Genomic DNA, 24,070 nt, shown 5'->3' on the forward strand with positions numbered 1-24,070 from the left:
ATGGTATCCGCAGGCCAGGCAGCAACAATTCTCGAGGAGCGCACCGGACACCGTTTTATGAATTTGAAACGGCTGGAACGTGCGCTCACGCATTCAAGTGTGCAGGCCCCTTCGCGGGCGAATTATGAGCGGCTGGAGTTTCTCGGTGACCGTGTGCTGGGTCTCGCTGTCGCAGAAATGCTGTTCGAAGCATTTCCCGAGGCTTCTGAAGGCGAATTGTCGGTGCGTCTCAATGCGCTGGTCAATGCCGAAACCTGTGCGGCAATTGCCGACGAAATCGGTCTCGCCAATTTCATTCACACCGGCTCCGATATCAAATCGCTGAACGACAAGCGGCTTATGAATGTGCGGGCCGATGTCGTGGAAGCGCTGATCGCCACCATCTATCTCGACGGGGGCCTTGAAGCGGCGCGCTCCTTTATCAAGCGTTACTGGAAGAAAAGGTCGCTTGAAACAGGCGCAGGACGCCGCGATGCTAAGACAGAGCTGCAGGAATGGGCGCATCAGCAGGGCAATGTGCACCCGTCCTATTCCGTTTTGAGCCGCAGTGGCCCGGACCATGACCCGCTCTTCGTGGTCGAAGTTCAGGTGCAGGGTTTCGCGCCGGAAAATGGCGAAGGACGCTCAAAGCGCATCGCCGAACAAAGCGCTGCAGAAGCCATGCTCTACCGCGAAGGCGTGTGGCAGCGCGACGAAACTATATGACGCAAGAACTCACGTTTTTTCAATCGAGATCGGTTATAATCGATCGATTGCGACAGATTTCGTTGTGATGACGACGCTGTTGCACAAAGGGAGCGTGTCAAGGGGACCACGCTCTATCAAAATATCGTCTGGAAGGATGGACAATGAATAATCGGACGACACCGACAGAAAGCGAAACGGAAACCGGGCAGACCCGCTCGGGCTTCGTTGCGTTGATCGGCGCGCCAAATGCGGGGAAATCCACACTGGTCAACCAGCTTGTGGGCACAAAAGTATCGATTGTCACGCACAAGGTGCAGACGACGCGCGCGCTCGTGCGCGGCATTTTCATCGAGGGTCCGGCGCAGATCGTGCTGGTCGACACCCCCGGTATTTTCCGCCCGAAGCGCAGGCTCGACCGCGCCATGGTCACCACGGCCTGGGGCGGCGCAAAGGATGCGGATATCATTCTGGTTCTGCTGGATGCGCAGGGCGGTCTCAATGAGAACGCCGAAGCGCTTCTGGAAAGCATGAAGAATGTGCGCCAGAAAAAGGTGCTGGTGCTGAACAAGGTTGACCGCGTCGACCCGCCGGTCCTGCTCACACTGGCCCAGAAGGCCAATGAACTCGTGACCTTCGACCAGACATTCATGATCTCGGCGCTCAACGGTTCCGGCTGCAAGGATCTGGCGAAATATCTGGCTGAAAACGTGCCGAATGGTCCGTGGTATTATCCGGAAGACCAGATTTCCGACATGCCGATGCGCCAGCTCGCAGCCGAAATCACCCGCGAGAAGCTCTATCTGCGTCTGCATGAAGAACTCCCCTATGCATCGACCGTGGAAACGGAACGCTGGGAAGAGCGCAAGGACGGATCGGTTCGCATCGAACAGGTCATCTATGTCGAGCGCGAAAGCCAGAAGAAGATCGTTCTCGGCCACAAGGGCGAGACCGTGAAATCCATCGGCCAGTCGGCGCGCAAGGAAATCTCGGAGATTCTCGAGCAGACGGTTCATCTGTTCCTGTTCGTGAAAGTGCGTGAAAACTGGGGCAACGATCCTGAGCGCTATCGCGAAATGGGACTTGATTTTCCCACCTAGCAGTCAAAACTGACGTCTATGGAATGGCATGATGAAGGCATAATTCTCGGCACACGTCGTCATGGTGAAACCAGCGCCATTGTCGAAGTGATGACCCGTGAACATGGCCGACATCTGGGTATGGTGCGCGGCGGGCGATCCCGCCGCATGCAACCGTTGCTCCAGCCCGGCAACCATGTCGATATCGGTTGGTGGGCGCGGCTGGACGAGCATATGGGCAGTTTCACCATCGAGCCGCTGGGCTTTGCCGCAGCGCGGCTTATCGAAACGCCGGTCGCGCTTTACGGTATCCAGCTTGCGGCCTCGCATTTGCGGCTATTGCCGGAACGCGATGCGCATCGCGGCCTTTATGAAACGCTGCGGCTTATCATCGAACATTTTGACGATCCGCTCGCATCCGGCGAATTGCTGCTGCGGTTCGAAGTCATGATGCTGGAAGAGCTGGGCTTCGGTCTCGATCTCAAGGAATGTGCCGCGACAGGCCGTCGTGAAGAACTGATCTATGTCTCGCCCAAATCCGGGCGGGCGGTCTGCCGCGAGGCTGGCGCGCCTTGGGCGGACAAGCTTCTGGCCTTGCCTGCTTTCGTCAATGACACGGCTGTGCGAGCGTCGTCTTATGAAGACATCGACCATGCGTTCAAGATGACGGGCTATTTCTTCCTGCGCCATGTCTGGGAACCGCGTGCGCAGACGCCGCCCGATTCTCGCGGCGGCTTTTTGAACGCGCTCAAACGCGGACAGGCAGGCTGAAAACTTCACCTTCGAACGCTTCTGCACCGCGACCGATCAGTTTGATCGCAGCGCCCATCCGGCCATTATGGCCCAGAACTTTATCTGCAATCTCGATCAGGCGGATATTCGGTGTGGCGGAAGGCGACTGTTTCCGCAACTCGCGTGCCAGTGCTGTCTCGTCGCTTTGCGGATTGAGCGCCATGGCCGCGATATAAGCGGCAGCGGTTGAACGGGAAATGCCTGCATAGCAATGGATGAGCAGCGGCGCGTCCTTTTGCCAGCCATGCACAAAGTCGAGCAAAGCTCGCACGTGGTCTGCATCGGGCGCGACCATGCCTTCGCGCGGTTCGACGATGTCGTTGAATGTCAGCACCAGACGCTGCGTGGTGCAGCTGTCAGGCAGGGCGGGAACTTCACCGCTGGTCAGCGTCACCACATGGCTCGGCCTGTGGTGCTCAAGCTGTGCAGCCAACTGGGAGAGGGGGCTGACGACGATCAGCGTCATGAGCCGCTCTTGCGTTTTTCTTCCAGCAAGGCGAAGCGCGCCAGAAAGTCACTTTGTACATTTTGCGTCGGGCGCGGGTTCAGATCCAGTCTGGCGGGATCGAAATCGCGCGGACGCCCGAAATATTTGACGGCCTCGCCTTCGCTGAAACCGGCCAGCCGTGTGGCTTCAAAATAGGCGGCGATCTGATCGGCGCGTTTTACCAGCGGTTTGAGCTTTGCGGACAATGTCGCCGGCAGGGAAAAGCGGTGGTGAATGGCGGTTTGCAGGCGTGTTTCGATCAGCTTGTAATTGCCGCCCATCACAGCCTTGAACGGCGATATCATGTCGCCAATCACATATTCAGGCGCGTCATGCAGCAGGGTGAGGATTTGCCATTCGGCGCTAGCATCCGGCTGAAGGCGGTTGAAGATCTCTTCGACCAGCAGCGAATGCTGCGCAACGGAGAAAGCGTGTTCGCCGATGGTCTGTCCGTTCCAGCGCGCCACGCGGGCGAGGCCATGCGCAATATCCTCAATCTCCACATCAAGCGGCGAGGGGTCGAGCAGGTCCAGCCTGCGTCCCGACAACATGCGTTGCCAGGCGCGCGCTTTGCCGGATGATTTATCCGCAGCCGCCATCAGGCGTTGCCTGCGTCGGCTTCCGGGAAACCAAACCGGACATGCGGCGGGAGGCTCAGATCAAGCGGCGTTTCACCAGCAAGAAGGGGTGTACCTGCATCCATTGCATCCTTGACGCGGTCGATGCGCACGAGCGCTACGCCGACACCCTCTGCGGAGCTGCCGAGATTGCCGACCTCGCGTCCGTCTGCCGTGATGGGCGTGCCGAGCGGCGGCAGTTTGCCTTCCGCCCTGGCGACCAGAACACGGCGTCGCGGCGTACCGCGATGCTGCATGCGGGATACCACTTCCTGCCCGATGAAGCATCCCTTGGGGAAGGTGACGCCGCCGGTCTGGTCGAAATTGACGTCATGCGGAAACACATCGCTATAGGCAAAATCGGATTCGCCTTCCGCGATGCCATATTCGGCGCGCAGCTTTGTCCAAGCAGATGCGTCGGCATTTTCACCGGCCTGCCCATAGATGCGCAGCACGTTCAGCTCTGCTGGGAAGCGGGAATCGCGCTTTGTTGAATCATCTTGTGAAGGAGTGGAATCAGTTTGCCAGGAAACGCTGACAAGTGATTCCGGCAATTGTGTAATTTCCGCTTTGGCGCGCAGGCGATAGAATGTCATGCGCTTGCAGAAGTCAGCTGCAATGCTCGCGGGCATGTCGAAGCGCAGGCCGTTTTCGATGCGCGAAACAAGGAAATCGAACAGGATTTTTCCCTGTGGTGTCAGCAGCGCACCCGGCTTGGCTTCGTCAGTGCCGAGTTTGTCGAGATTGGTCGTAATCACCGCCTGCAAAAACTTTTCCGCGTCTTCGCCAGTGATGTGCACCAGTGCTCTGTTGGAAAGATTGATCGTTTCGGCTGCCGTTGTCATCGCTTCTTCCTTGCGTTTCGCGCCTTCGTTACGTAATCCCCATTGGAAAGGCTCGCAAGTCCCATCCCAATCCTAGGAGACCATAATGGCCGAGACGTTCGACACGATTCTGAAAGGCGCAACCATCGTCAATCATGACGGCACCGGGCAGCGCGATATCGGTATCCGCAACGGGCGCATCGCTGCTATCGGCTCTCTGGGGCAGGCTTCGGCAGGCGAAGTGATTGACTGCACCGGCCTGCATATCCTGCCGGGCGTCGTAGACAGCCAGGTTCATTTCCGTGAGCCGGGCCTTGAACATAAGGAAGATCTGGAAACAGGTTCCCGTGCTGCTGTACTGGGCGGTGTGACGTCCGTTTTCGAAATGCCGAACACCAAGCCGCTGACGACGACTGTCGAAACGCTGGAAGACAAGATTCGTCGCGGGCGTCATCGCATGCATTGCGATTTCGCCTTCTGGGTCGGCGGCACGCGTGACAATGCCAAAGACGTTGGCGAACTGGAGCGCCTTCCGGGCGCCGCTGGTATCAAGGTGTTCATGGGCTCCTCGACCGGTGATCTGCTTGTTGAAGACGATGATGGCGTTCGCTCTATTCTGAAAAATACACGCCGCCGCGCTGCCTTCCATTCGGAAGACGAATTCCGTCTCAAGCAGCGTGAAGGCTTGCGCGTGCAGGGCGACCCGTCCAGCCATCCGGTCTGGCGCGATGAAGTTGCCGCGCTGCAATGCACGGAACGACTGGTGCGCATTGCACACGAAACCGGCGCGCGCATTCATGTGCTGCACATCTCTACGGCTGAGGAAATCGACTTTCTGCAAGCACACAAGGACGTTGCGACCTGCGAAGCGACGCCGCATCACCTGACGCTTTCTGCCGATGACTACAAGACGCTGGGCAATCTCATCCAGATGAACCCGCCAGTACGCGACAAGCGCCACCGCGACGGTGTCTGGAAGGGTATCGATCAGGGTATTGTCGATGTGCTCGGCTCCGATCACGCGCCGCATACGCTGGAAGAAAAGCAGAAGCCTTACCCGGCTTCGCCATCCGGCATGACTGGCGTGCAGACACTGGTGCCGATCATGCTCGACCATGTGAATGCAGGCAAACTGTCGCTTGAGCGCTTCGTCGATCTGTCGAGCCACGGCCCGAACCGCATTTTCGGCATGTCACGCAAGGGCCGCATCGCTGTCGGCTACGATGCCGATCTGACGATTGTGGACATGAAGCGTCGCGAAACCATCACCCATGAACAGGCTGGCTCGAAGGCTGGCTGGACGCCTTACCACGGCAAGACTGTCACCGGCTGGCCGGTCGGGACGATCGTTCGCGGCATGAAGGTGATGTGGGACGCCGAAATCGTGAACCCGCATCAGGGTGAGCCGGTCGAATTCATCGAAGCTCTGCCGCGCGGATAATGGTTTTTCACGCCGTTCATGTGAATGGCGTGATCTGTCCTATCTTTGTCCGGCATCTATCTTTCGATCCAGTTTGTAAGGCGTAAATTCTCTCCTATATTCACACTGTAGGAGAACAAAAATGTCCGCTCAAGATACCGTTCTGCTTGTCGTCGATGCGCAGGAATCATTCCGGCACCAGCCTTACTATCGCGAGGCCGATGTGGCCGCTTATGTCGAGCGTCAGCAAAAGCTGATTGATGGCGCAAAGCAGGCAGGTATTCCGGTTGTTCAGATTTTTCACACGGAAGATAGCGGCAACTTCGCCGAGGCGTCAGGCTATGTCCGCACGCTCGCACCGCTGTCCGTCAAGCCGGACGCTGTGTTCCGCAAACGCCGCCATAGCGCGCTGGTCGGCACCGGGCTCGATGTTTGGCTCGTGGCAAACGGCATTCGCCGGGTGATCGTTTCCGGTATTCGCACGGAACAGTGCTGCGAAACCACCACTCGTCAGGCCTCGGATTTGGGCTATAAAGTTGATTTCGTCGGTGAGGCAACCCTGACCTTCCCGATGACCGACGCGACGGGTCGCGAATGGAGCGCTGCCGAAATTCGGGCGCGCACGGAACTCGTGCTGGCCAATCGCTTCGCCCGTATCGCCACGGTGGAAGAAGCGCTGTCTGGCCAGCAAGAACGGAAGGCCGCATGACCCAACCGACAGACGGCAAGCAAATCATTCCCGTCTATGTCATCGTTCCGCCACGTCTGCTTTTGCTCGACGTGGCGGGGCCGCTGGAAGTGTTGCGCAAGGCAAATCTCGATCAAGAAAAGGTCGAGTTTACGGTGCACTATGTCGGGCCGCGTGGCACGGTTCACAGTTCCATCGGTCTGGCGGTGACGGGCGTTGAGCCGCTGCCGGACGCGGTGCCGCAGGGTTCGCTGGTGATTGTGTCCGGTTCCACGGATATGCCGCTTGGCGGGCCGATTGCCAGCCGGGATGAAGACGCCGTCTTCGAACATGAAATTATCAACTGGTTGAAGCGCGTCGTTTGTCCCGGTGTTCGGCTGGTCACGATCTGCTCCGGCGGCTTGCTGGCGGCGCGTGCGGGGCTGCTCGACGGCTATGTGTGCACGACGCATCATCTGGCGATTGCAGAACTGGAAAAGTCTGCTCCCACCGCAAAAGTGCTGCAAAACCGGCTTTTCGTCGAAGACGGCGAACGGCTGACCAGTGCGGGCATTACCGCTGGGATCGACCTTATGCTGCAAATCGTGGCCGATTTAACCAGCCACGCGGTGGCCTTGTCGGTGGCGCGCTATCTGGTTGTTTACTTGAGACGCAGCGGCGGTGATCCGCAGCTTTCGCCCTGGTTGGAAGGGCGCAATCATATGAACCCCGTCGTGCATCGTGCGCAAGATGCCATTGCGGCGGACCCCGCTGGAACCTGGCCTGTCGAAAAGCTTGCCGATGTCAGTGGGGCAAGCCCGCGCAATCTCTCGCGGCTGTTCAATGAACATGCGGGCATGAGCGTGACGGATTACGTCAACCGGCTGAAAGTTGGTCTGGCCCGCGAAATGCTGCTCAATTCGGGTCTTGATATTGAGAATGTGGCCGAACGATCAGGCTTCGCCTCGGCGCGGCAGTTTCGCCGTGCCTGGCAGCGCATCTATGACCAGCCGCCAAGTCACGCGCGTGGGGCAGTGGGGTGATTATTCACCGGCGGTGAAAAACCGCCAGCTGCCATCAGGTGCAATGCCGATGCTGTAGAAAATATAACCGCCTGCCTTTTTCATATCCTCAAAGTCGCTGGCGGTGACGATCTGAAACAGTTCAACGGTCTGCGATGGCGTCAGCCTGTCGAGCGGCATGGCGTAGAAATAGGGCCAGACATAGACTTCGTCATCGGTTCCGGCATGCATATGCACATAGCCCGTGCCGAGCAGGTCGGCGATGATGGCGAGAATTTCGCGGCCTTCCACATCGCCAGCGAGCGATTTCAGAAACTCGATGACATCTTCTTCATGGTCTTCGAGCGAAAGCTGCGTGCTGTTGTCAGCCTCGCCCAATAGCGGGCGCAATTGCTCAATATCGCCGGATTGTGCGGCGGCAAGCATTTTCTCGCGCATCTGTCGGACAGGCTGCGGCAGCTTGTCGAAATCGCGCAGCACTTCCGGCATGGGTTTGGCGGCGGGCGCAGGTGTGACGGTTGACGGATTTTGCGGCGTTGCGGATGGTACCCGATGCGGCAGCGCGTTTGGGAGCGGGATCGGCGACGAAACCGGATGCTCATCCGGTGCGGTGCGATAGGCTGGTAGCGTCAGGAATTCGGAACGATCCACAAGCGCCAGTTGGTCCGCTGCCGCAAAGGCGGGCAGCGAAGCCAGCATCATGCCCGCGACAAGCGCGAGCGGTCGGACGGAATTCCAGATTGCAGGATGCATCGGTGTTGTCGGAGGACGACTGGTGGGAACGGCCGGTTCTTGCCCCGCGACCGGCGACGTTATGGCTTAGCTATTGCAGGATGCGAGCTGGCAGGAAAGCGCCAGCTTCGATCTGTTCGCGCATCTTTTCAATGAGCTCGAGCGCGCAATCGTCACCAGCCTCACGGATAAGTTCCGTCAGCGCAGTTGTGAACGCGGCTTCTGCGAGAATTTCAGGCTCGATGCCTTCGGAAATACCGTCCGCCCAGGCCTCGTTCTGATATTCGATTGCCACGAGTTTCTTCTCGCGTGCGATCATCTCATCCAGATCGGTCGGTGCATGTTCCATAGACTTCATCCTGGCTTTCGCCTTTCTGCCGTTTTCGGATGTCTCACCGTGTTCCGGGAGCGCAATCCATTTGCGGCCTGCCTGCCTTCTTAAGACAGTGTTAACAGATTATAACGGATTTGAACGAGACTATTGTCCGCAATCCGCACAAGAGTGAATGATTGGTTAATTTCCATAGCGCGAGATGATCTCGTTCGACAAGCCTTCGCCTTCCTTCATGTAGCGGTCTATCGCCGCAAGTGCTGAAGGGGTGCAGCGGGTATAATTGTCGCTGAAGACGCGATATCCGTGGTTGAAGCTCGAAACGATCCTCACCCTTTCGCCTTCAGACGGCTTTTCGGCGGCGATAATCGCATCCATGCGGTCGCGCCACTCGCTGCCTGCTTCTCCGCATAGGTTGCGCAGATAGTGCAGCGATCCGAGAACCTCGGCAAGCCGCAACATCTTGCCCTCATACGGCGCATCCTGCGCAAAAGCCGGATTGGCTGCGCCTGCCCACATGAACAATGCGAACCGGAACAGTTTCATGCCTTTCAATCGGAAACCCTCTCACATGAAATGCACTTGTTGCGTGAAATAGGGGCTGCTTCAAGGCAGATTGTCAAATAGGTTTAATCGCCAATAGGTTTAATATCCAACGCCATCTTCGCTTTCCGCAACAGAGCGGGCAACGTCCAGCGTGCTGTCGGTCACACGGGCATGGACCATTTCCTCAATCGTCAGCCAGTGGATCGCCGCAGCGTCATCGCCGGGTTGTTCGCGCCCTGATATATCCAGCGCGCGAAAGACGGAGAGGAAATAGCTCTTTTCATAGGCCTTGCCCTCCAGCGCCAGATCCACGGTGATGACATGGGAGAGGGCGCTGACATCGAGCGTAGTTTCTTCCTTCAGCTCGCGAATGGCGGCTTGTTCCGGCGTCTCGCCTGTCTCAATGCCACCACCTGGAAACGCCAGCCAGCCTTTCCACGGCTCCTTGCCGCGCTCAACCAGCAGAAAGCGGCTTTCGCGGCGGCAGATCAGCGAAACGCCATGAACTTGAAGCGGAACGGGAATGACGGGGATCGTGGGCATGGAATAGCTATGATCGGCTTGCAACGATTTGGCAATCGCAAACCGGTCTTGACCACCAGCACAAAAACCTGAACATGGCCGCCATGTGCGGACGCTTTTCATTGACGGCAAGCCGGGAAGAAATCGAGACCTTTCTGGCTGCCATGATCTCGGAGGACTTTCCTCCTCGCTATAATATTGCCCCGACCCAGCCGATCCTCACCATAGTGGCGGGCGAAACACCGCCTGTAGGCAGTAACCGCCCGGACCGGGTAGGTACGCTGGTGCGCTGGGGTTTCGTGCCGTCCTGGGTGAAAGACCCGAATGACTGGCCCATGATGTTCAACATCCGCTCGGAAACAGCCGCCGAAAAGAACTCGTTTCGCGCTGCGCTGAACCATCGACGCGCGCTGGTTCCGGCTTCCGGTTTTTACGAATGGCGTCGCGAGGGGAAGAACAAGGCGCAAGCCTATTGGGTGCGCCCGCGCAATGGCGGTGTGGTGGCCTTTGGCGCACTGATTGAAACCTGGAGCAGTGCCGACGGATCGCAGATCGATACGGGCGGCATATTGACGACAAGCGCCAATGCGCTGCTGCGTCCGATCCACGAGCGCATGCCGGTTGTGGTGCAGCCCGAGGACTTTGCGCGCTGGCTAAACTGCAAGCGCTACTTGCCGCGCGAAGTGGCCGACATCATGCGACCGGTGCAGGAGGATTTTTTCGAGGCGATACCCGTCTCGGACAAGGTCAACAAGGTGAGCAACGCCATGCCAGACCTGCAAATGCGCGTTGAAGAAACGACTGAAGCGCAGATAACGCCACAAAAGCGCAAGGGCAAAACAGAACCGGAGGACGGTTCCGGCGGTCAGCTTTCGATGTTCTGACCGCATTGCGCAATTTGTACCGGTTGATACCGCTTACTTGGCGAATTTCTTGGCGGCCAGAATCGAATGACGACGATTGTCGTTGCGGCCTGCGCTGCTGCGCTTTGCGGCTGTCATCAAGGCGGCGACGAGCGCGGCCGGGCCAATTTCACGATACTTGTCGACCAGACGGTCCTGACGCGGTTGCAGTTCACTCTTAGACATTTTTACTTCCTTTCCCCGAAGCGCCCGATTTCGAATGCTTCCAAAACCAACCGATCTCCGGTTACGCCTAAGTAATCCATGCTCACTATTTTGTGATGGATTGAGACCGAATGAAGGCTGTTTGGGGCCGGTTTTGCGGTATTCCGGTTAATGCCCGTCAAGGATTATCGGGGTTGCAGAAATGCAACATTTTGGCAGATGTCTTGGAATGTGACTTAGGCGGGCGGCAGATCGAAGCCGTTCGGCAGGGAAATCCAGATGACGGTTTGCGCTTCGGGGGAGTGACGCGACAGGTGACCTTTGCCGTGCGCATCCGCAACCAGCACAAAGCTGCCAGCCGGAACATGGCGGATTTCTCCATCGCTCGTTTCATATTCCACCGAACCGTCCAGCCTGACTGTCAATACGGGCTCGGGCACGGTATGCCATGCGACGGGTCGCATCCCTGTCGGAATATGGGTGAGGCGCACGCGTGACGCAGGATAGCTGGCCGTTACGTCGAATGGCACGGCATCGGGATGCACCGACCTTTTCGTCGTCGGCAATTCGATTTCATCGAAATGTGATTCTCCATCCGCAGAAGCGTAGATGCGCAGGCATTTCATAGGGTCGCTCCGCTGGTTGCTTGTAGTGAAGCCAAGCCTCACTACCATCACGATATGACGAAACTTCCGGCTTCCGTTCAAGCCCCCAAAATGGCTCCTGGCGAAGCTCCACACCTTCGCGGCAAAATAATCGCGCACAAGCAAAAGCGCTTGACTGTGGTTCATCGGACAGGGATAAGTGCTGCCATGAAAACGCCGACCACGAACATTTGTATTTGTGCGATCATTATTGGCTAGCAGCCTGCTGGCCCGGCCGTTTTCGTCTCCCTTTCATAAAACAGGATGATAACGCCCCGGCCAGATGGCTGCGATCCGTCGTGCATTGAATTCACTTGGATTTTGCTGGTTACTTTGGGGAATGGTTACAATGGCTGATGCGCCGCAATTGCGTCTTTACAATACGCTGACCCGCACGAAGGAGGATTTTTCCCCCATCGATGCCGACAATGTGCGCATGTATGTCTGCGGACCCACCGTCTATGATTTTGCCCATATCGGCAATGCGCGTCCGGTCATCGTCTTCGACATTCTTTTCCGGCTTTTGCGCCAGGTTTACGGTGTCGAACACGTCACCTATGCGCGCAACATCACCGACGTTGACGACAAGATCAATGCGCGCGCCGTCCGCGATTATCCGGATTTGGCCTTCAACGAGGCCATCCGCCGTGTGACGGAAAGCACCAATGCGCAGTTTCAGGCCGATGTGACGGCACTGGGCAATCTGGCGCCGAGCTTTCAGCCACGCGCGACCGAGCATTTGGACGAAATGCGTGCGATGATCGACCGTCTGGTTGCTATCGGCGTCGCCTATGTGGCCGAAGATCATGTGCTGTTTTCACCGTCTGCCATGAACGAGCGCGTCAAGACATTTGGCGGCCCGCGCTATGGCGCATTGGCGCGCCGTTCGCTCGACGAAATGCTGGCAGGTGCGCGTGTCGACGTTGCCTCCTACAAGCGCGACGAGATGGATTTCGTGCTGTGGAAGCCTTCGAAGGAAGGTGAACCGGGCTGGCCGTCGCCGTCAGGCATCGAGACGCTTGGCCGTCCGGGCTGGCACATCGAATGCTCGGCTATGTCGATGGCCAAGCTTCTGGAGCCGTTTGGCGGCGGGCTGAAATGTGATGATCCGGAAAAGAACCGCTTCGATATTCACGGCGGCGGTATTGATCTGGTCTTCCCGCACCACGAGAACGAAATCGCGCAGTCCTGCTGCGCATTCGGCACCGAGCGGATGGCCAATATCTGGATGCATAACGGCTTCCTGCAAGTCGAAGGGCAGAAAATGTCGAAATCGCTCGGCAATTTCATCACCATTCGTGACGTACTGAATGAAGGCTTGCCGCAGTTGGGTGAGTGGGACGACAACGCAGCCCGTGACCGCTGGGTTGGTCTGGCTGCGCGTCTGTCGATGCTGCAAACCCATTATCGCGAGCCGATCAACTGGACGGCACAGCGTCTTGCTGAATCGTCTGACGAACTGCGCCGCTGGTATGGTCTGCTGCGCGATGCCAAGTTCGTCGTGCCGGAAAAGCTGTCCGCAATCGGTGAAGTGATGGAAGCCCTGTCCGACGATCTGAACAGCTGGGTTGCGATTACCGCGTTGCGCAAGGCGTTCAAGAACAAGGATATTGCGACGCTGGGCGAGGGCATGGCGCTGATGGGTCTGCTCGATCCTTACTTCGTGACGGCTGAGGATGTGCCGGTCTTTGCCAGGGTGAATGTCGATACGGATGCCATCGAGGCCCGCATTGCGGAACGCCTGCGCTTCATCAAGGAGAAGAACTTTGCGGAAGCCGATCGCATCCGCGATGCGCTTCTCGCAGAAGGCGTGCAGCTCAAGGACGGCAAGGATCCTGCCACCGGCGAGCGCATGACGACGTGGGATGTGGTAGGCTGACGATAATTCAAGCAGCGGTCGTTGATAAGGGAGGACGGCATGACGCTCGATAATAAGCCGATTTATACCGGTGGCTGCCAATGCGGCGCGGTTCGTTTCCGCGTCGATGGTGCCTTGGGTTCGGCTTCCATCTGTCATTGTCGCATGTGCCAGAAGGCCTTCGGCAATTTCTATGCGCCGCTGGTTTCCGTCGATGAGGCAAAACTGGAATGGACGCGTGGCGAGCCGAAGCGTTTTCGCTCATCCAACCATGTCCAGCGCGGGTTCTGTCCGGAATGCGGAACCCCGCTGACTTATGAAGCGCCCGATGGCATCGCGCTCGCCATCGGTGCGTTCGACGCGCCGGAGGAAGTCGAGCCAACGGTTCAATGGGGGATCGAGAAGCAGCTTCCCTATGTGAGCGGACTTGCAGATCTTCCCGGCTATGCAACCGAACGCGATCCGGAGAGCATCGAATTCGTCAGAACGCTGATTTCCTACCAGCATCCGGACTACGACACAGATAATTGGCCGCAACGGTAACGTTGGACCAACAGCAGACCCACCGACAGGCAGGCACTTATGGCACGCGAACGCATCTACATCTACGACACGACCTTGCGGGATGGACAACAAACCCCCGGCATTGATTTTTCTGTCGAAGACAAGAAGTCGATTGTCGCGCTGCTTGAGGAACTGGGCGTCGATTATGTTGAGGGCGGCTATCCGGGCGCAAATCCGACCGATACGACTTTCTTCAAACGCCGTCAGACCTCGCGGTCCAAGTTCACCGCCTTCGGCATGACAAAGCGCGCCGGTATCTCCGCGTCGAATGATCCGGGCCTGTCGAGCCTGTTGCAGGCATCCGCCGATGCCGTCTGTTTCGTGGCCAAAAGCTGGGACTATCATGTGCGTCTCGCACTTGGCTGCACCAATGAGGAAAATCTGGAATCGATCACCGCGTCGGTGACGGCTGCGCGCATGGCCGGTCGCGAAGCGCTGGTCGATTGCGAGCATTTCTTCGATGGCTACAAGGCGAACCCGGACTATGCGCTGGAATGCGCCAAGGCGGCTTATACGGCTGGCGCGCGCTGGGTTGTCCTGTGCGACACCAATGGCGGCACGCAGCCGCATGAGATTGCTGAAATCGTCAATGCGGTGAAGGCCGTGGTTCCCGGCGAGAGCCTCGGCATCCACGCCCATAACGATACCGAACAGGCTGTTGCGGTTTCACTCGCCGCCATTGATGCCGGCGTGCGACATGTGCAAGGCACGCTGAACGGTATTGGCGAACGCTGCGGCAATGCCAATCTGGTTTCGCTGATCCCGACGCTGCTGCTCAAGCCCTATTGGTCCGAGCGTTTTGAACTGGGTATCAAGCCTGCCTCGCTGAAGGCGATCACCCGCATCTCGCGCGCCTTCGACGACATTTTGAACCGTCCGCCGACCGAACAAGCGCCTTATACCGGCACATCAGCTTTCGCCACGAAAGCGGGCATCCATGCCTCGGCCTTGCTCAAGGAACCGCAGACCTATGAACATGTGCCGCCGGAAACGGTCGGCAACAGCCGTCGCGTCATGGTTTCGGATCAGGGCGGCAAGTCGAATTTCATCGCCGAGCTGGAGCGTCGCGGCATTCGTGTTGCCAAGGACGACGTGCGCCTCGATACGCTGATCACGCTGGTCAAGGAGCGCGAGGCCGAGGGCTATGCCTATGAGGGCGCCGATGCGAGCTTCGAGCTTTTGGCGCGCAACATGCTTACTCCGCAGCCGGAATTCTTCAAGGTGGAGTCGTTCCGGTGCCTCGTTGAACGCCGGTTCGATGCCAATGGCATGCTGAAGACGGTGTCGGAAGCGGTGGTCAAGGTGGAGGTCGATGGCGAAGTCCGCATGTCCGTTGCCGAAGGGCATGGTCCGGTCAACGCACTCGACATTGCGCTGCGCAAGGACCTCGGTCGCTATCAGGCGGAAATCGAAGATCTCGAACTGGTGGACTTCAAGGTGCGTATCCTCAATGGCGGTACGGCGGCTATCACGCGCGTGCTGATCGAATCCGGCGATGCGACCGGTGCGCGTTGGCGCACAGTCGGAGTTTCGGACAATATCATCGATGCGTCGTTCCAGGCCTTGATGGATTCCGTGAATTTCAAGCTCATGAAAAACCGCTCCATGGCCGGGCTCGCAGCTGCGGAATAGTACTCATCATTCACCAGGATTGATGCTTCAATCATTTTAATTGAATGGATTTTATGAGTTGAGAAGCGCATAGCAATGGCTGATCAAGCCATCTGCTATGCGATTTACTCAAAAGCAGCTGTGCTTTCGAGCGGAGAGAGACAATGACCGACCAGACCTTGTCCGATGCCCGTCTTTCGGATGGGTCCAGAGGTTTTCTTATGGCGTTCGGCGCTTATGCGCTTTGGGGCGCGCTGCCGTTTTATCTGAAAGCTGTAGCCCATATTCCCGCCATGGAAGTCGTGTCTCACCGCGTTATCTGGTCGGTGCCGGTTGCGTTGCTGCTGCTGTTGGCGCTGGGGCAGTTCAAGGATATCCTCAATGCTGTTCGTCAGCCGCGCATGCTTGCGATGGCAGGACTGACCGCAGCTCTGATCACCATCAACTGGACAATCTATGTCTGGGCGGTCGCGCATGATCAGGTCATGGGCGCTGCGCTCGGCTATTATATCAATCCGCTGTTCAATGTGGTGCTCGGTGGCCTGTTTCTCGGCGAGAGGTTGAGCAAGGCCCAGTATATTGCTGTTGGCTTTGCCGTGGCGGCGGTTCTGCTGCTCACCTTCAATGCCGGTGGCTTGCCATGGGTATCACTGGCTTTGCCGCTGACCTTCGGTCTCTACGGGTTCTTCCGCAAGTCGCTTCCAATGCCGCCTTTGCAGGGCTTCACGCTTGAAGTGCTGATCCTGTGCGTTCCGGCGCTTGCCTATGTGGCCTTCCTGAGTTCGCAAGGGCAGGAACATTTCCTGGCTGGCCCGGTCTCCAATGTTGGCCTGTTGCTGCTTGCCGGTCCGGTAACTGCCATCCCGCTTATTCTTTACGCGGGCGGAGCAAAGTTGCTGCGCTACACAACGCTGGGGCTGATGCAGTACATGACGCCCACCATGTTGTTTTTCTTCGCGATTTTTATCTTCCACGAGCCGTTTTCGACCGCGCAGCTTGCTGCTTTCGTGCTCATCTGGGCAGGGCTTGCACTCTACACATGGTCGACACTTTCGCAGCATCGTCGCAATCGGGCGCGTGGCTGATCGGCAAATCGTAAATAATTTGTGATTCACCTTCGGTGGATAACCCGCCGGAGGTCTTATTTTAGCCGCTGTGTCAGCAACACTTCCGCCAATATTTATGAAGAACCTAGAGAATTGTCGGAATGGGCCTGAGGGCAGGATACTCCCATCGCAAGCGTGCGGTTGCGGCAACGGCCCCATCTGGGTCAGCGTTCGCATCCGCCGGCGCAAATTTGAAGACGGAACCACTCTCGCACCGTAGTCTCGGGCCGGTGCGCTGGGTTCGTTTTTCCTTGCGCACGCATCTGCGTTTCTGTCTGGCGCTTGCCTCTGCCACCGTCATTGCAGGTGGCGGTTTGATACTGGCAACCGGCGGGCTTGTGCGCCACGGCCATGCCGCACAGCCAGCCTTCACCAACCCGACAGCTTTGGTTCGCCAGCATCATGCCGCCGCCAAAGACGCGCGGCTGGTGCCTGCAGTGAACAACGATATGAGCCATCGTGTATCGCGCCGCATCGATATTGCGGAAGGCGTCGAGGATGGCGATCCGCGCCTCTACACCTATCAGCATGTGGTGCTGGACGTGAAAGGCCGTGACGCCAGACGGCCTGCCATCGATGACGCGATGGATGGAACGACGATAGCGGCAAAACCTAATGCGGTTGGCGAGCCGACGCAGTCGCTCTCCGAACTGGAGCGAGGCATTCCGGTCAATGTCAGCCTTGCCAAACCCGCAGTACACCAGAAAGCCGATGTGCATGAAATCATCGTCGCGCCACAATCGCGGGAACGTATAGAGGCGCTTTTGCAGGCGGCTGGTATTGCTGCCGAAGACAGTCAAAGGCTTGAAGAAGCGCTGGCCCGTACTGAATTACTGCCGGGCGACAATCTGGAACTGTTGGTCGATAAGAAAGACGGTAGCGATGCCGCTGCCCATGTGTCGCTCGCACGCTTCAACCACGGCAATGCCAACAAGGCTGTCTATGGACGAGCGGATGATGGTGTGTTTCACGCCACTGGTAATGAGCGCCTGTTCGCGCGTCTGTCCCGCGATGCGATGCTGAGCGCTTATCATCCTTCGGTTCCGGCGGTCAGCAGTGATGGCAGCATCGAAACAAGACTGGTTCAGGCTGGCGCACCACGCGACATCGTGCACGATGTCGAAAAGCTTGCCGAGCAGAACGGCGTCGTGCTGGAGAAGGGCACCAATTCTCCCGATTTGATTGACCTGCTTTTCAGGAGAAGCGCGGAGACGGACCCCGAGCTGGTCTTTGTGGAATTCACCACGAATGGCAAAAGCAAACGTCTCTACCGTCACGAAGGTGCGGGCGGTGCAACGGACTATTTCAACGAGGATGGCTCCTCGATGACCAAATATCTGATGCACAAGCCTTTGCCGAATGGACGTCTCAATGACGGTTTCGGCTGGCGTATCCACCCGGTTCTGCATGTCCGCAAGCACCACAACGGCGTGGATTACGACGCGCCGATCGGCTCACCGATCGTGGCTGCGGGCGATGGTGTGGTCGAGGTGATTTCGTCGGAAAAGGGATATGGCAAATATGTCCGTATTCGCCATCAGGGCGGATACAGCACCACCTACGCCCATCTTGCTTCCGCCAAGTCGGGGCTGCGCATCGGCCAGCATGTGAAGCAGGGCGAAGTCATCGCCTATGTTGGCTCAACCGGCTATTCGACAGGTCCGCATCTCTATTATGAATTGAAGGTCGGCGATCAGTATGTCGATCCATTGACCGCGCGCCTTAATGCCGGCGAAAAGCTCTCCGGTTCGTCACTGTCGAGCTTCCGCGAGGAAATTGATCATGTCGGTCAGATCGTCGATGAAATGGCGCTGCCTATTCTGAAAGATGGTTCAGACGCCAAGGATAGAGCTGAACCGCATGATCGGCTTGGTGGCCATCAAGGGGCAGGCCCTGCTGGTGGCGGCCACGGTCGCCACTGAGCCGACGATTACGGGCGATAGGCATTCGCCAGAGCGACGAATTCTTCAACGCTCAGCGTTTCGGCGCGGCGCGTTCCGTCAATACCGGTCTTTTCAAGAAGGGCCGCGCCGCCGATAGGTTTCAGGCTCTGGCGCAGCATTTTCCGTCTTTGACCGAAAGCGGCCTGCGTCACCTGGCCGAGTGCTGCTGCATTGCAGGGCAGCGGGTTTTCCAGCGGTACGATGTGAACCACTGACGACATGACTTTCGGCGGGGGCGTAAAGGCCTGCGGCGGCACGTCGAAAGCGATTCTCGATTTCGTTCGCCAGCCCGCCAGCACGCCGAGGCGGCCATAATGATCGCTGTCGGGTGCGGCCACGATGCGTTCGGCCACTTCGCGCTGGAACATCAAGGTCATGGAGGAATAGAAGGGCGGCCACGGCTCAACCAGAAGCCAGTTCAGCAACAATTGTGTGCCGACATTATAGGGCAGATTGGCGACGATCCGTGGCTTCGGCCCATCGGGAAACCGTGTCTTGAAATCCTGCTCCAGGGCATCGCCGGAAATGATCCGCAGGCGGCCCGGATAATGCGCTTCGATCTCCGCCAGTGCCTCAAGGCAGCGTTCGTCGCGCTCGATAGCCGTTACATAGGCGCCTTGCGCCAGAAGGGCGCGGGTCAGTCCGCCGGGGCCGGGGCCGACCTCGATGACAGGCTGGTCTTTAAGGTCACCTGCCTGACGAGCGATCTTGGACGTCAGATTGAGATCGAACAGAAAATTCTGCCCGAGCGACTTCTTCGGCATCAGATCATGCCGTTCGAGGACTTCGCGAAGCGGGGGCAGGTTGTCGATGCTCATGCCTTGGTACCTGTCGTATTTTCTGCCAGTTCGTGGGCAAGCCGGATCGCTGCAATCAGGCTGTCTGGTCGTGCGATACCCTGACCTGCAATGTCGAACGCTGTGCCGTGGTCGGGCGAGGTGCGGATAAAGGGCAGGCCGAGCGTCACATTGACCGTTTCGTCGAAAGCCAGCGCCTTGGCAGGAATCAGCGCCTGATCGTGATACATGCAGATCGCGGCATCGTAAGCTGCACGCGCCTGTGGGTGGAACATCGTATCGGCGGGCAGGGGGCCGCGCACGTTGATACCGTCGCGCAAAAGCTGCTCCACGGCGGGGAAAATGATTGTATCGTCTTCCTTGCCCAGAGCGCCGCCTTCGCCCGCGTGGGGGTTGAGGCCAGAAAGCGCCAGACGCGGCTTGGCAATGCCGAACCGTTCGCGCAGTTCGCGCGCCGTAATGCGCGACACTTCGAGAATGTTCTCGGTCGTGAGCTGTCGCGGCACTTCGGCAAGCGGGATGTGAATAGTCACCGGCACTGCACGCAACTGCGGTCCGGCCAGCATCATCACAGGCGTGAGCGCTGTTCCGGCGTGACGGCTCGCAAGCTCTGCCAGAAATTCTGTATGTCCCGGATGCCGGAACCCTGCCTCGTAGAGCGGCTTCTTGGCAATCGGGCAGGTGACGACAGCGGACGTCTCGCCAGCGAGCGTGAGAGCGACGGCGCGTTCAATCGCCTCAACTGTACCGGCAGCGTTTTCGGCCAGCGGCTTGCCGGGGCTTTCCGTGTGTGTGTTGACGAGCTGCAGGACGGGCATTGCGCGCGCAAAAATGTCGCGTGATGCGGCTGCATCTGCAACCGCCTCGATCTGGACGTCGAGACCGAGAAGCCGTGCACGCGCAGCCAATTGTGCAGGATCGGCCAGCAGCACGAAGGGCGGCAGGGACAGTTCATCCCGCTTGAGCCAGAGGGCCAGCGCAATATCCGCGCCGACACCCGACGGGTCGCCGATACTAACCGCGAGCGGAAGGACAGACTTTGCGCACATAGCTTTGATTCCAAAAATAAAAGCTGGCAACCGGAAGATACCGTGCCAGCTCATATTAGTGCCTTATCCTGAACGGCAGCGTCGCCGTCGCCGGAATATTAGCGATTAACGATGGTGGCCTTCTTGCGCAGCTCTTCCAGATATTTGGTGGAGAGCGCGTCGGCCTTCTTTTCCTGACCTTCTGGCGAGTCCGCTCCCTCCATGGAGAAAACGAGCTGTGCCACGCGGTCGTCGGAAAGCTGGCGTGTGGCGCAGACTGCGAGGAATTCGACGCCCTTTTCGGTGTCGTGCGGCGGTGTCGTGCGACCTACGCCCGCAGCCTTCACATCCTTGGCCCATTCGCCCGGTAGCTGCTGTTCAATGATGCGTCCGAGATCGCGGACGGTCACATCGATGATGCCCTTGGCCTGCTGGCGCGTGGCGTCACAGCTCTGGAAGCGTGAACGAAGCGCATTGGCTTCCTGACGACGCTTGGCGAGAAGTGCCGGAGACCGCTTCGAGGTCGGTACAACGAAAATTACCTGCTGGAGATGATATTCCGTCGCGACTGGCTTCTTGCCGCCATCCTTCAGCATACGCTGTACGGCATCCTGCTCGCTGACCATGCCGGTTGCACGGAAACGGGCGCTGACAAGGCGTCCCCAGCCCATCTGGACCATGATGTATTTCTTGAAGTGGTCCGGCGTAACGCCTGCCTGATTCAACACCTGGTTCATCTGGGCGAGGGTCATCTTGTTGCGTGATGCAAATCCTGCATAGGCCTGATCGACTTCCTGATCGGAAACGCCAATGTTGCGGCTCTTCATCTCAATCCGCTTCAGCATTTCGTCAGTCAGTTCCTGACGTGCGAGCTGGGTGAGATTGCCGCCGCCCTTGCGCTGCAGCTTCAAAAAAGCGACCCGGTGCTGGATATCGCCATTGGTGATGGCATTGCCGGACACAACAACTTTGACCTCACCTTCCCCTGCGGCGAGAGCCGAGGAGGGAAGTGCAACCGTGCCGAGCGCCGTCAGACAGACAGTTGCGCTTAACAGGGAGGCGAAAAGAGGTCTTGCAAACATCATCTTGTTTCCCGATTTCCTTGCGGTCGGTGAATGAAGCCCTTCACCGGATGTGTTCATTCGGTTTCGGATATGCTTGTCATCGAGCCGCAAGAGTATCGGAAACCAACTATAGTGCTGTCTGTATAGAGGAGGCAGTGCGGCGAAACAATGACCCTCGCGCATTTTACAAGACGATTGAGGGCTGCTTACTGAACGAAACCGCAATTTCTTGGTGCCGAGATTTTTCTATGAAAAGCCCCAGAGCAGATATGGTCGGAAACAAAAGAATATGTTCCCGACCATAAACCTTAGAAGGTCTGGGTGCCACTGCCGATGTCACCGAGCGTACGCAGCGAGATATTGAACCCGATACCGTGCGATGCCTTTTCTTCACCTGGGTTACGCGTCTGTGTGTAAGCCATCATATAGGTGAAGCATTCATCGTCATAGGCAAGGCCAGACGACGCGCGGACCAGCGTGCTGGACACGAGGTCATAAGTACCTGAACCGAATACCCGCCAGTTGGCGTTGATCTTGGCCGAAGCCGTGCCGCTTACTTCCTGACGCAGATCGTTATAGCCATAGGCGGGCTGCGGCGTGATGTACGCATATTGCGCTGTCAGTGTCAGCTTTTTCCAGCTCTGCTGCACTTCAAGTTCGCCACGACGCACGGACAGGCTGTCCTTGTCGAAACGACCACGTGCCGCCAGCGCCAGACCAGTCGAATTGGACGTGCCGATCATCGCGACATAGTCCGAGCGTGCACTGTCGAGGCCCGAATCTGCGCCAACATTCAGGAAGTCGCTTGCCGCATAAGAGTTCAGGCCCCCAAGCTGGAACGACTGACCTGCCAATGCATAAAGCGACCAGTCGCTGTTGTTGAAGTTGCCGGAATAGCGGAAGCCGAGATTGGCGCGCGTGCCACCTTCAACACGGTCATAGCCAGAGAACTTGTCACGCGAGAACAGGTTCGTCGCGTCAAACACGAAGCTCTGGGCGTCTTCGTTCGGCAGTTCGCCAGCATAACGCTCATTGTTACGCACATAAATCTGCGCAATCGGTTCAATGATATGCGTCGAACTGGTCGTCGAGAACAGGATCGGCCAGCGCAGTTCAAGACCAGCGGTCGCCATTGCCCGAAGCGCTTCCGAGCGCACGACGGCGTCTGTATAGCCAGCTGATGAAAGATCGAGGTTGGTATTGGCACCAATTGCATCAGCCCGCAAAGCGAGCAACGGCGTGATAACCAAACCGGATGGCGAAATATACGTGCGTTGCCATTCCGCTTCGCTTGTCAAACGAGCGCTTGTTCCACCAAAACCAGGCACACGCGGATAGCGAGTACCCAAAGGCGTCACATTATCGTTCTGGCGATAAAGCGCCTGCAAGTTGGTGTTGATGTTCAGCTCGCCGCCATAGACGGGTTCAGGCAGCGTGTAGGAATAATCCAGGCTAGGGAAAACCCAAGGCTGCTTCGAATGAATCTCGCTCGGATTATCCGGCAGCAATGATTCCTGCACATTGAAGCGATAGAAATTCAGATCGAAGTAATTACGGTTGTTGATGCCGGTCAGGTAAATTTTCGAAACCTGCGTTCCAGCATTATACCCTTCGAGATTGTAGGTACGGCTGAAATTGCGATCACTCTGGGCCATGATGTCCCAGCCGTAACGCCAGCGCGAATTGATCTCGAAATCACCCTTCGATGCGACCATGCCGCGATTGTCGACATCGCGATCAACAGTCGCGACATCGAACTCGCCCGGCTTGGCCTGATGCATGCCTGCTATACGCAGATTATAGGTGCCGTTCTCCAGACGATGACGCCACTCGGCTTCGTTCAGGAAGCCTTGCTTCGTGTAATAGGTCGACGAAAACGTCACGTCGTAGTTTGGCGCGAGGTTCCAGAAATAGGAATTCTTGATACCGAAACCCAGATCGTCTTTGTAGGCGAAGCCGGGGAACAGGAAGCCGCTCTTGCGCTTGACCGTCGGGTCAGCCATTTCGAAGGCAGGGAACCATGCCAGCGGCATGCCTAGGAATTCGAACTGACCGCGTTCAAAACGAACGGTCTTCGTGGTGCTGTTCCAGATGATCTTGCGGGCCTTGATCTGCCACAGAACAGGCCTGTCGGGGTCTTTCTTACAGGCTTCGCAAGCCGTGTAGACGCCGTTATTGAATGTCGTGATTTCGCCGTTGCTGCGCTCGGCGCTTTCAGCGGCAAAACGGGTATTGTCCGTCGTCTCGACGCGCAGGCCATTCACGAAGCCGTCGCGGAAACTGTCGGTGACATCCATATGATCGGAATAGATCTTGTTGCCGTCACGCTCGACGACCTCAACATTCCCGGTCGCGGTCATGCGGCGCGTCTGCTGATTATAGGTCACCTTATCGGCGACAAGACGATTGCCGTCATACTCGATCTTCACCCGACCTTGAGCGGTAACGGTGTTTACATCGCGATCATAGACGAGCTCATCGGCCTGCAGAAGCATCCGAGCATTCGGATCGCTCTTGTAATTGGCTCCGAGTGCCTCCTGCGCCAAAGCGGGCGAGGGCATGGCTGCGACAGAAATGAAAGGCAAAGCAAGGACGCACGCCAACGCCGTCCCACGCGAGAAGCGTGAGAGCAGATGGGGCAATACCATGCGGGTGTTACTCAAAC

24 protein-coding genes and 1 pseudogene are annotated in these 24,070 nt (G+C 57.7%); 12 read left to right on the forward strand and 13 right to left on the reverse strand.

The genetic code is table 11. The annotated features are described in order from the left end of the window. The 3 genes from rnc (at position 1) to recO (ending at position 2,534) form a co-directional block, all read left to right on the forward strand. Entirely contained in the window at positions 1 to 705 is a 705-nt protein-coding gene (gene rnc, locus FHW03_RS07705) for a ribonuclease III (protein ID WP_182520121.1), read from the forward strand. A gap of 143 nt (positions 706 to 848) precedes the next feature. Further along, positions 849 to 1,784: a GTPase Era gene (gene era, locus FHW03_RS07710; protein ID WP_182520122.1), complete on the forward strand. Its 936-nt coding sequence runs from the start codon at positions 849 to 851 to the stop codon at positions 1,782 to 1,784. 18 nt (positions 1,785 to 1,802) lie between these two features. Then, positions 1,803 to 2,534, forward strand: coding sequence for a DNA repair protein RecO (recO, locus tag FHW03_RS07715; protein WP_078340715.1), 732 nt, complete (start codon positions 1,803 to 1,805; stop codon positions 2,532 to 2,534). On the opposite strand, the gene FHW03_RS07720 is transcribed toward recO, so the two are convergent. The 3 genes and pseudogenes from FHW03_RS07720 to FHW03_RS07730 all read right to left on the reverse strand — a co-directional run. After that, the gene (locus FHW03_RS07720; protein ID WP_182520123.1) at positions 2,512 to 3,021 is read right to left on the reverse strand and encodes a protein-tyrosine phosphatase family protein; all 510 of its coding nucleotides are present in this window, start codon (positions 3,019 to 3,021) and stop codon (positions 2,512 to 2,514) included. The two genes, recO and FHW03_RS07720, sit on opposite strands and share 23 nt — an antisense overlap. Continuing rightward, the gene (locus tag FHW03_RS07725; protein ID WP_182520124.1) at positions 3,018 to 3,641 is read right to left on the reverse strand and encodes an HD family hydrolase; all 624 of its coding nucleotides are present in this window, start codon (positions 3,639 to 3,641) and stop codon (positions 3,018 to 3,020) included. Before FHW03_RS07725 ends, FHW03_RS07720 begins: the two co-directional genes overlap by 4 nt. Further along, positions 3,641 to 4,570 (reverse strand): annotated as a pseudogene (locus FHW03_RS07730) (YgfZ/GcvT domain-containing protein); the annotation flags it as partial. The gene FHW03_RS07725 and the pseudogene FHW03_RS07730, both read right to left, overlap by 1 nt. Positions 4,571 to 4,589: 19 nt before the next feature. Here FHW03_RS07730 and FHW03_RS07735 point away from each other — a divergent pair. The 3 genes from FHW03_RS07735 (at position 4,590) to FHW03_RS07745 (ending at position 7,613) form a co-directional block, all read left to right on the forward strand. After that, a complete protein-coding gene (locus tag FHW03_RS07735; protein ID WP_182520126.1) occupies positions 4,590 to 5,924 on the forward strand; it encodes a dihydroorotase in 1,335 nt (444 codons plus the stop codon). 121 nt (positions 5,925 to 6,045) lie between these two features. After that, positions 6,046 to 6,612, forward strand: a complete 567-nt coding sequence (locus FHW03_RS07740) for an isochorismatase family protein (RefSeq protein ID WP_182520127.1) — start codon at positions 6,046 to 6,048, stop codon at positions 6,610 to 6,612. Next, a complete protein-coding gene (locus tag FHW03_RS07745; RefSeq protein WP_182520128.1) occupies positions 6,609 to 7,613 on the forward strand; it encodes a GlxA family transcriptional regulator in 1,005 nt (334 codons plus the stop codon). The genes FHW03_RS07740 and FHW03_RS07745 overlap by 4 nt, the downstream gene beginning before the upstream one ends. On the opposite strand, the gene FHW03_RS07750 is transcribed toward FHW03_RS07745, so the two are convergent. The 4 genes from FHW03_RS07750 to FHW03_RS07765 form a co-directional block, all read right to left on the reverse strand. Continuing rightward, positions 7,614 to 8,408, reverse strand: coding sequence for a hypothetical protein (locus FHW03_RS07750; RefSeq protein WP_377514526.1), 795 nt, complete (start codon positions 8,406 to 8,408; stop codon positions 7,614 to 7,616). 7 nt (positions 8,409 to 8,415) lie between these two features. Further along, positions 8,416 to 8,673 carry a hypothetical protein gene (locus FHW03_RS07755; protein WP_171318934.1) on the reverse strand — a complete coding sequence of 86 codons (258 nt, stop codon included), beginning with the start codon at positions 8,671 to 8,673 and terminating at the stop codon, positions 8,416 to 8,418. Between the two features lie 165 nt (positions 8,674 to 8,838). Then, positions 8,839 to 9,201: a TIGR02301 family protein gene (locus FHW03_RS07760; protein WP_318282849.1), complete on the reverse strand. Its 363-nt coding sequence runs from the start codon at positions 9,199 to 9,201 to the stop codon at positions 8,839 to 8,841. A gap of 99 nt (positions 9,202 to 9,300) precedes the next feature. Next, positions 9,301 to 9,744 carry an NUDIX domain-containing protein gene (locus tag FHW03_RS07765; protein ID WP_182520130.1) on the reverse strand — a complete coding sequence of 148 codons (444 nt, stop codon included), beginning with the start codon at positions 9,742 to 9,744 and terminating at the stop codon, positions 9,301 to 9,303. An 83-nt stretch (positions 9,745 to 9,827) separates the two neighbouring features. On the opposite strand from FHW03_RS07765, the gene FHW03_RS07770 reads away from it, so the two are divergent. Continuing rightward, on the forward strand, positions 9,828 to 10,607 hold the full coding sequence (locus FHW03_RS07770) for an SOS response-associated peptidase (protein ID WP_182520464.1): 780 nt from the start codon (positions 9,828 to 9,830) through the stop codon (positions 10,605 to 10,607). Positions 10,608 to 10,640: 33 nt separating this feature from the next. Here FHW03_RS07770 and FHW03_RS07775 read toward each other — a convergent pair whose 3' ends face one another. Continuing rightward, positions 10,641 to 10,811, reverse strand: a complete 171-nt coding sequence (locus FHW03_RS07775) for a hydrolase (RefSeq protein ID WP_113533980.1) — start codon at positions 10,809 to 10,811, stop codon at positions 10,641 to 10,643. 215 nt (positions 10,812 to 11,026) lie between these two features. Then, positions 11,027 to 11,416, reverse strand: a complete 390-nt coding sequence (locus tag FHW03_RS07780; RefSeq protein ID WP_182520131.1) for a hypothetical protein — start codon at positions 11,414 to 11,416, stop codon at positions 11,027 to 11,029. 367 nt (positions 11,417 to 11,783) lie between these two features. On the opposite strand from FHW03_RS07780, the gene cysS reads away from it, so the two are divergent. The 5 genes from cysS (at position 11,784) to FHW03_RS07805 (ending at position 18,495) form a co-directional block, all read left to right on the forward strand. Next, the gene (cysS, locus tag FHW03_RS07785; RefSeq protein WP_182520132.1) at positions 11,784 to 13,313 is read left to right on the forward strand and encodes a cysteine--tRNA ligase; all 1,530 of its coding nucleotides are present in this window, start codon (positions 11,784 to 11,786) and stop codon (positions 13,311 to 13,313) included. Positions 13,314 to 13,352: 39 nt separating this feature from the next. Next, on the forward strand, positions 13,353 to 13,835 hold the full coding sequence (locus FHW03_RS07790; protein WP_182520133.1) for a GFA family protein: 483 nt from the start codon (positions 13,353 to 13,355) through the stop codon (positions 13,833 to 13,835). A 39-nt stretch (positions 13,836 to 13,874) separates the two neighbouring features. Beyond that, positions 13,875 to 15,488: a citramalate synthase gene (gene cimA, locus FHW03_RS07795; protein ID WP_182520134.1), complete on the forward strand. Its 1,614-nt coding sequence runs from the start codon at positions 13,875 to 13,877 to the stop codon at positions 15,486 to 15,488. 143 nt (positions 15,489 to 15,631) lie between these two features. After that, entirely contained in the window at positions 15,632 to 16,552 is a 921-nt protein-coding gene (rarD, locus tag FHW03_RS07800; protein WP_182520135.1) for an EamA family transporter RarD, read from the forward strand. Positions 16,553 to 16,674: 122 nt separating this feature from the next. Beyond that, complete coding sequence (locus tag FHW03_RS07805) at positions 16,675 to 18,495, forward strand: M23 family metallopeptidase (protein ID WP_182520136.1); 1,821 nt, start codon at positions 16,675 to 16,677, stop codon at positions 18,493 to 18,495. An 8-nt stretch (positions 18,496 to 18,503) separates the two neighbouring features. Here the strand turns inward: FHW03_RS07805 and rsmA are convergent, their stop codons facing one another. The 4 genes from rsmA to FHW03_RS07825 form a co-directional block, all read right to left on the reverse strand. Then, complete coding sequence (gene rsmA / locus FHW03_RS07810) at positions 18,504 to 19,334, reverse strand: 16S rRNA (adenine(1518)-N(6)/adenine(1519)-N(6))-dimethyltransferase RsmA (RefSeq protein WP_182520137.1); 831 nt, start codon at positions 19,332 to 19,334, stop codon at positions 18,504 to 18,506. Then, positions 19,331 to 20,362, reverse strand: a complete 1,032-nt coding sequence (pdxA, locus tag FHW03_RS07815; RefSeq protein ID WP_182520138.1) for a 4-hydroxythreonine-4-phosphate dehydrogenase PdxA — start codon at positions 20,360 to 20,362, stop codon at positions 19,331 to 19,333. The genes rsmA and pdxA overlap by 4 nt, the downstream gene beginning before the upstream one ends. A 98-nt stretch (positions 20,363 to 20,460) precedes the next feature. Continuing rightward, positions 20,461 to 21,426: a peptidylprolyl isomerase gene (locus FHW03_RS07820; RefSeq protein ID WP_182520139.1), complete on the reverse strand. Its 966-nt coding sequence runs from the start codon at positions 21,424 to 21,426 to the stop codon at positions 20,461 to 20,463. 287 nt (positions 21,427 to 21,713) lie between these two features. Then, positions 21,714 to 24,053 carry an LPS-assembly protein LptD gene (locus FHW03_RS07825; protein WP_182520465.1) on the reverse strand — a complete coding sequence of 780 codons (2,340 nt, stop codon included), beginning with the start codon at positions 24,051 to 24,053 and terminating at the stop codon, positions 21,714 to 21,716. Between the last annotated feature and the right edge of the window lie 17 nt (positions 24,054 to 24,070).

The organism is Ochrobactrum sp. RH2CCR150 (assembly GCA_014138095.1).
Lineage (GTDB): Bacteria > Pseudomonadota > Alphaproteobacteria > Rhizobiales > Rhizobiaceae > Brucella > Brucella gambitense.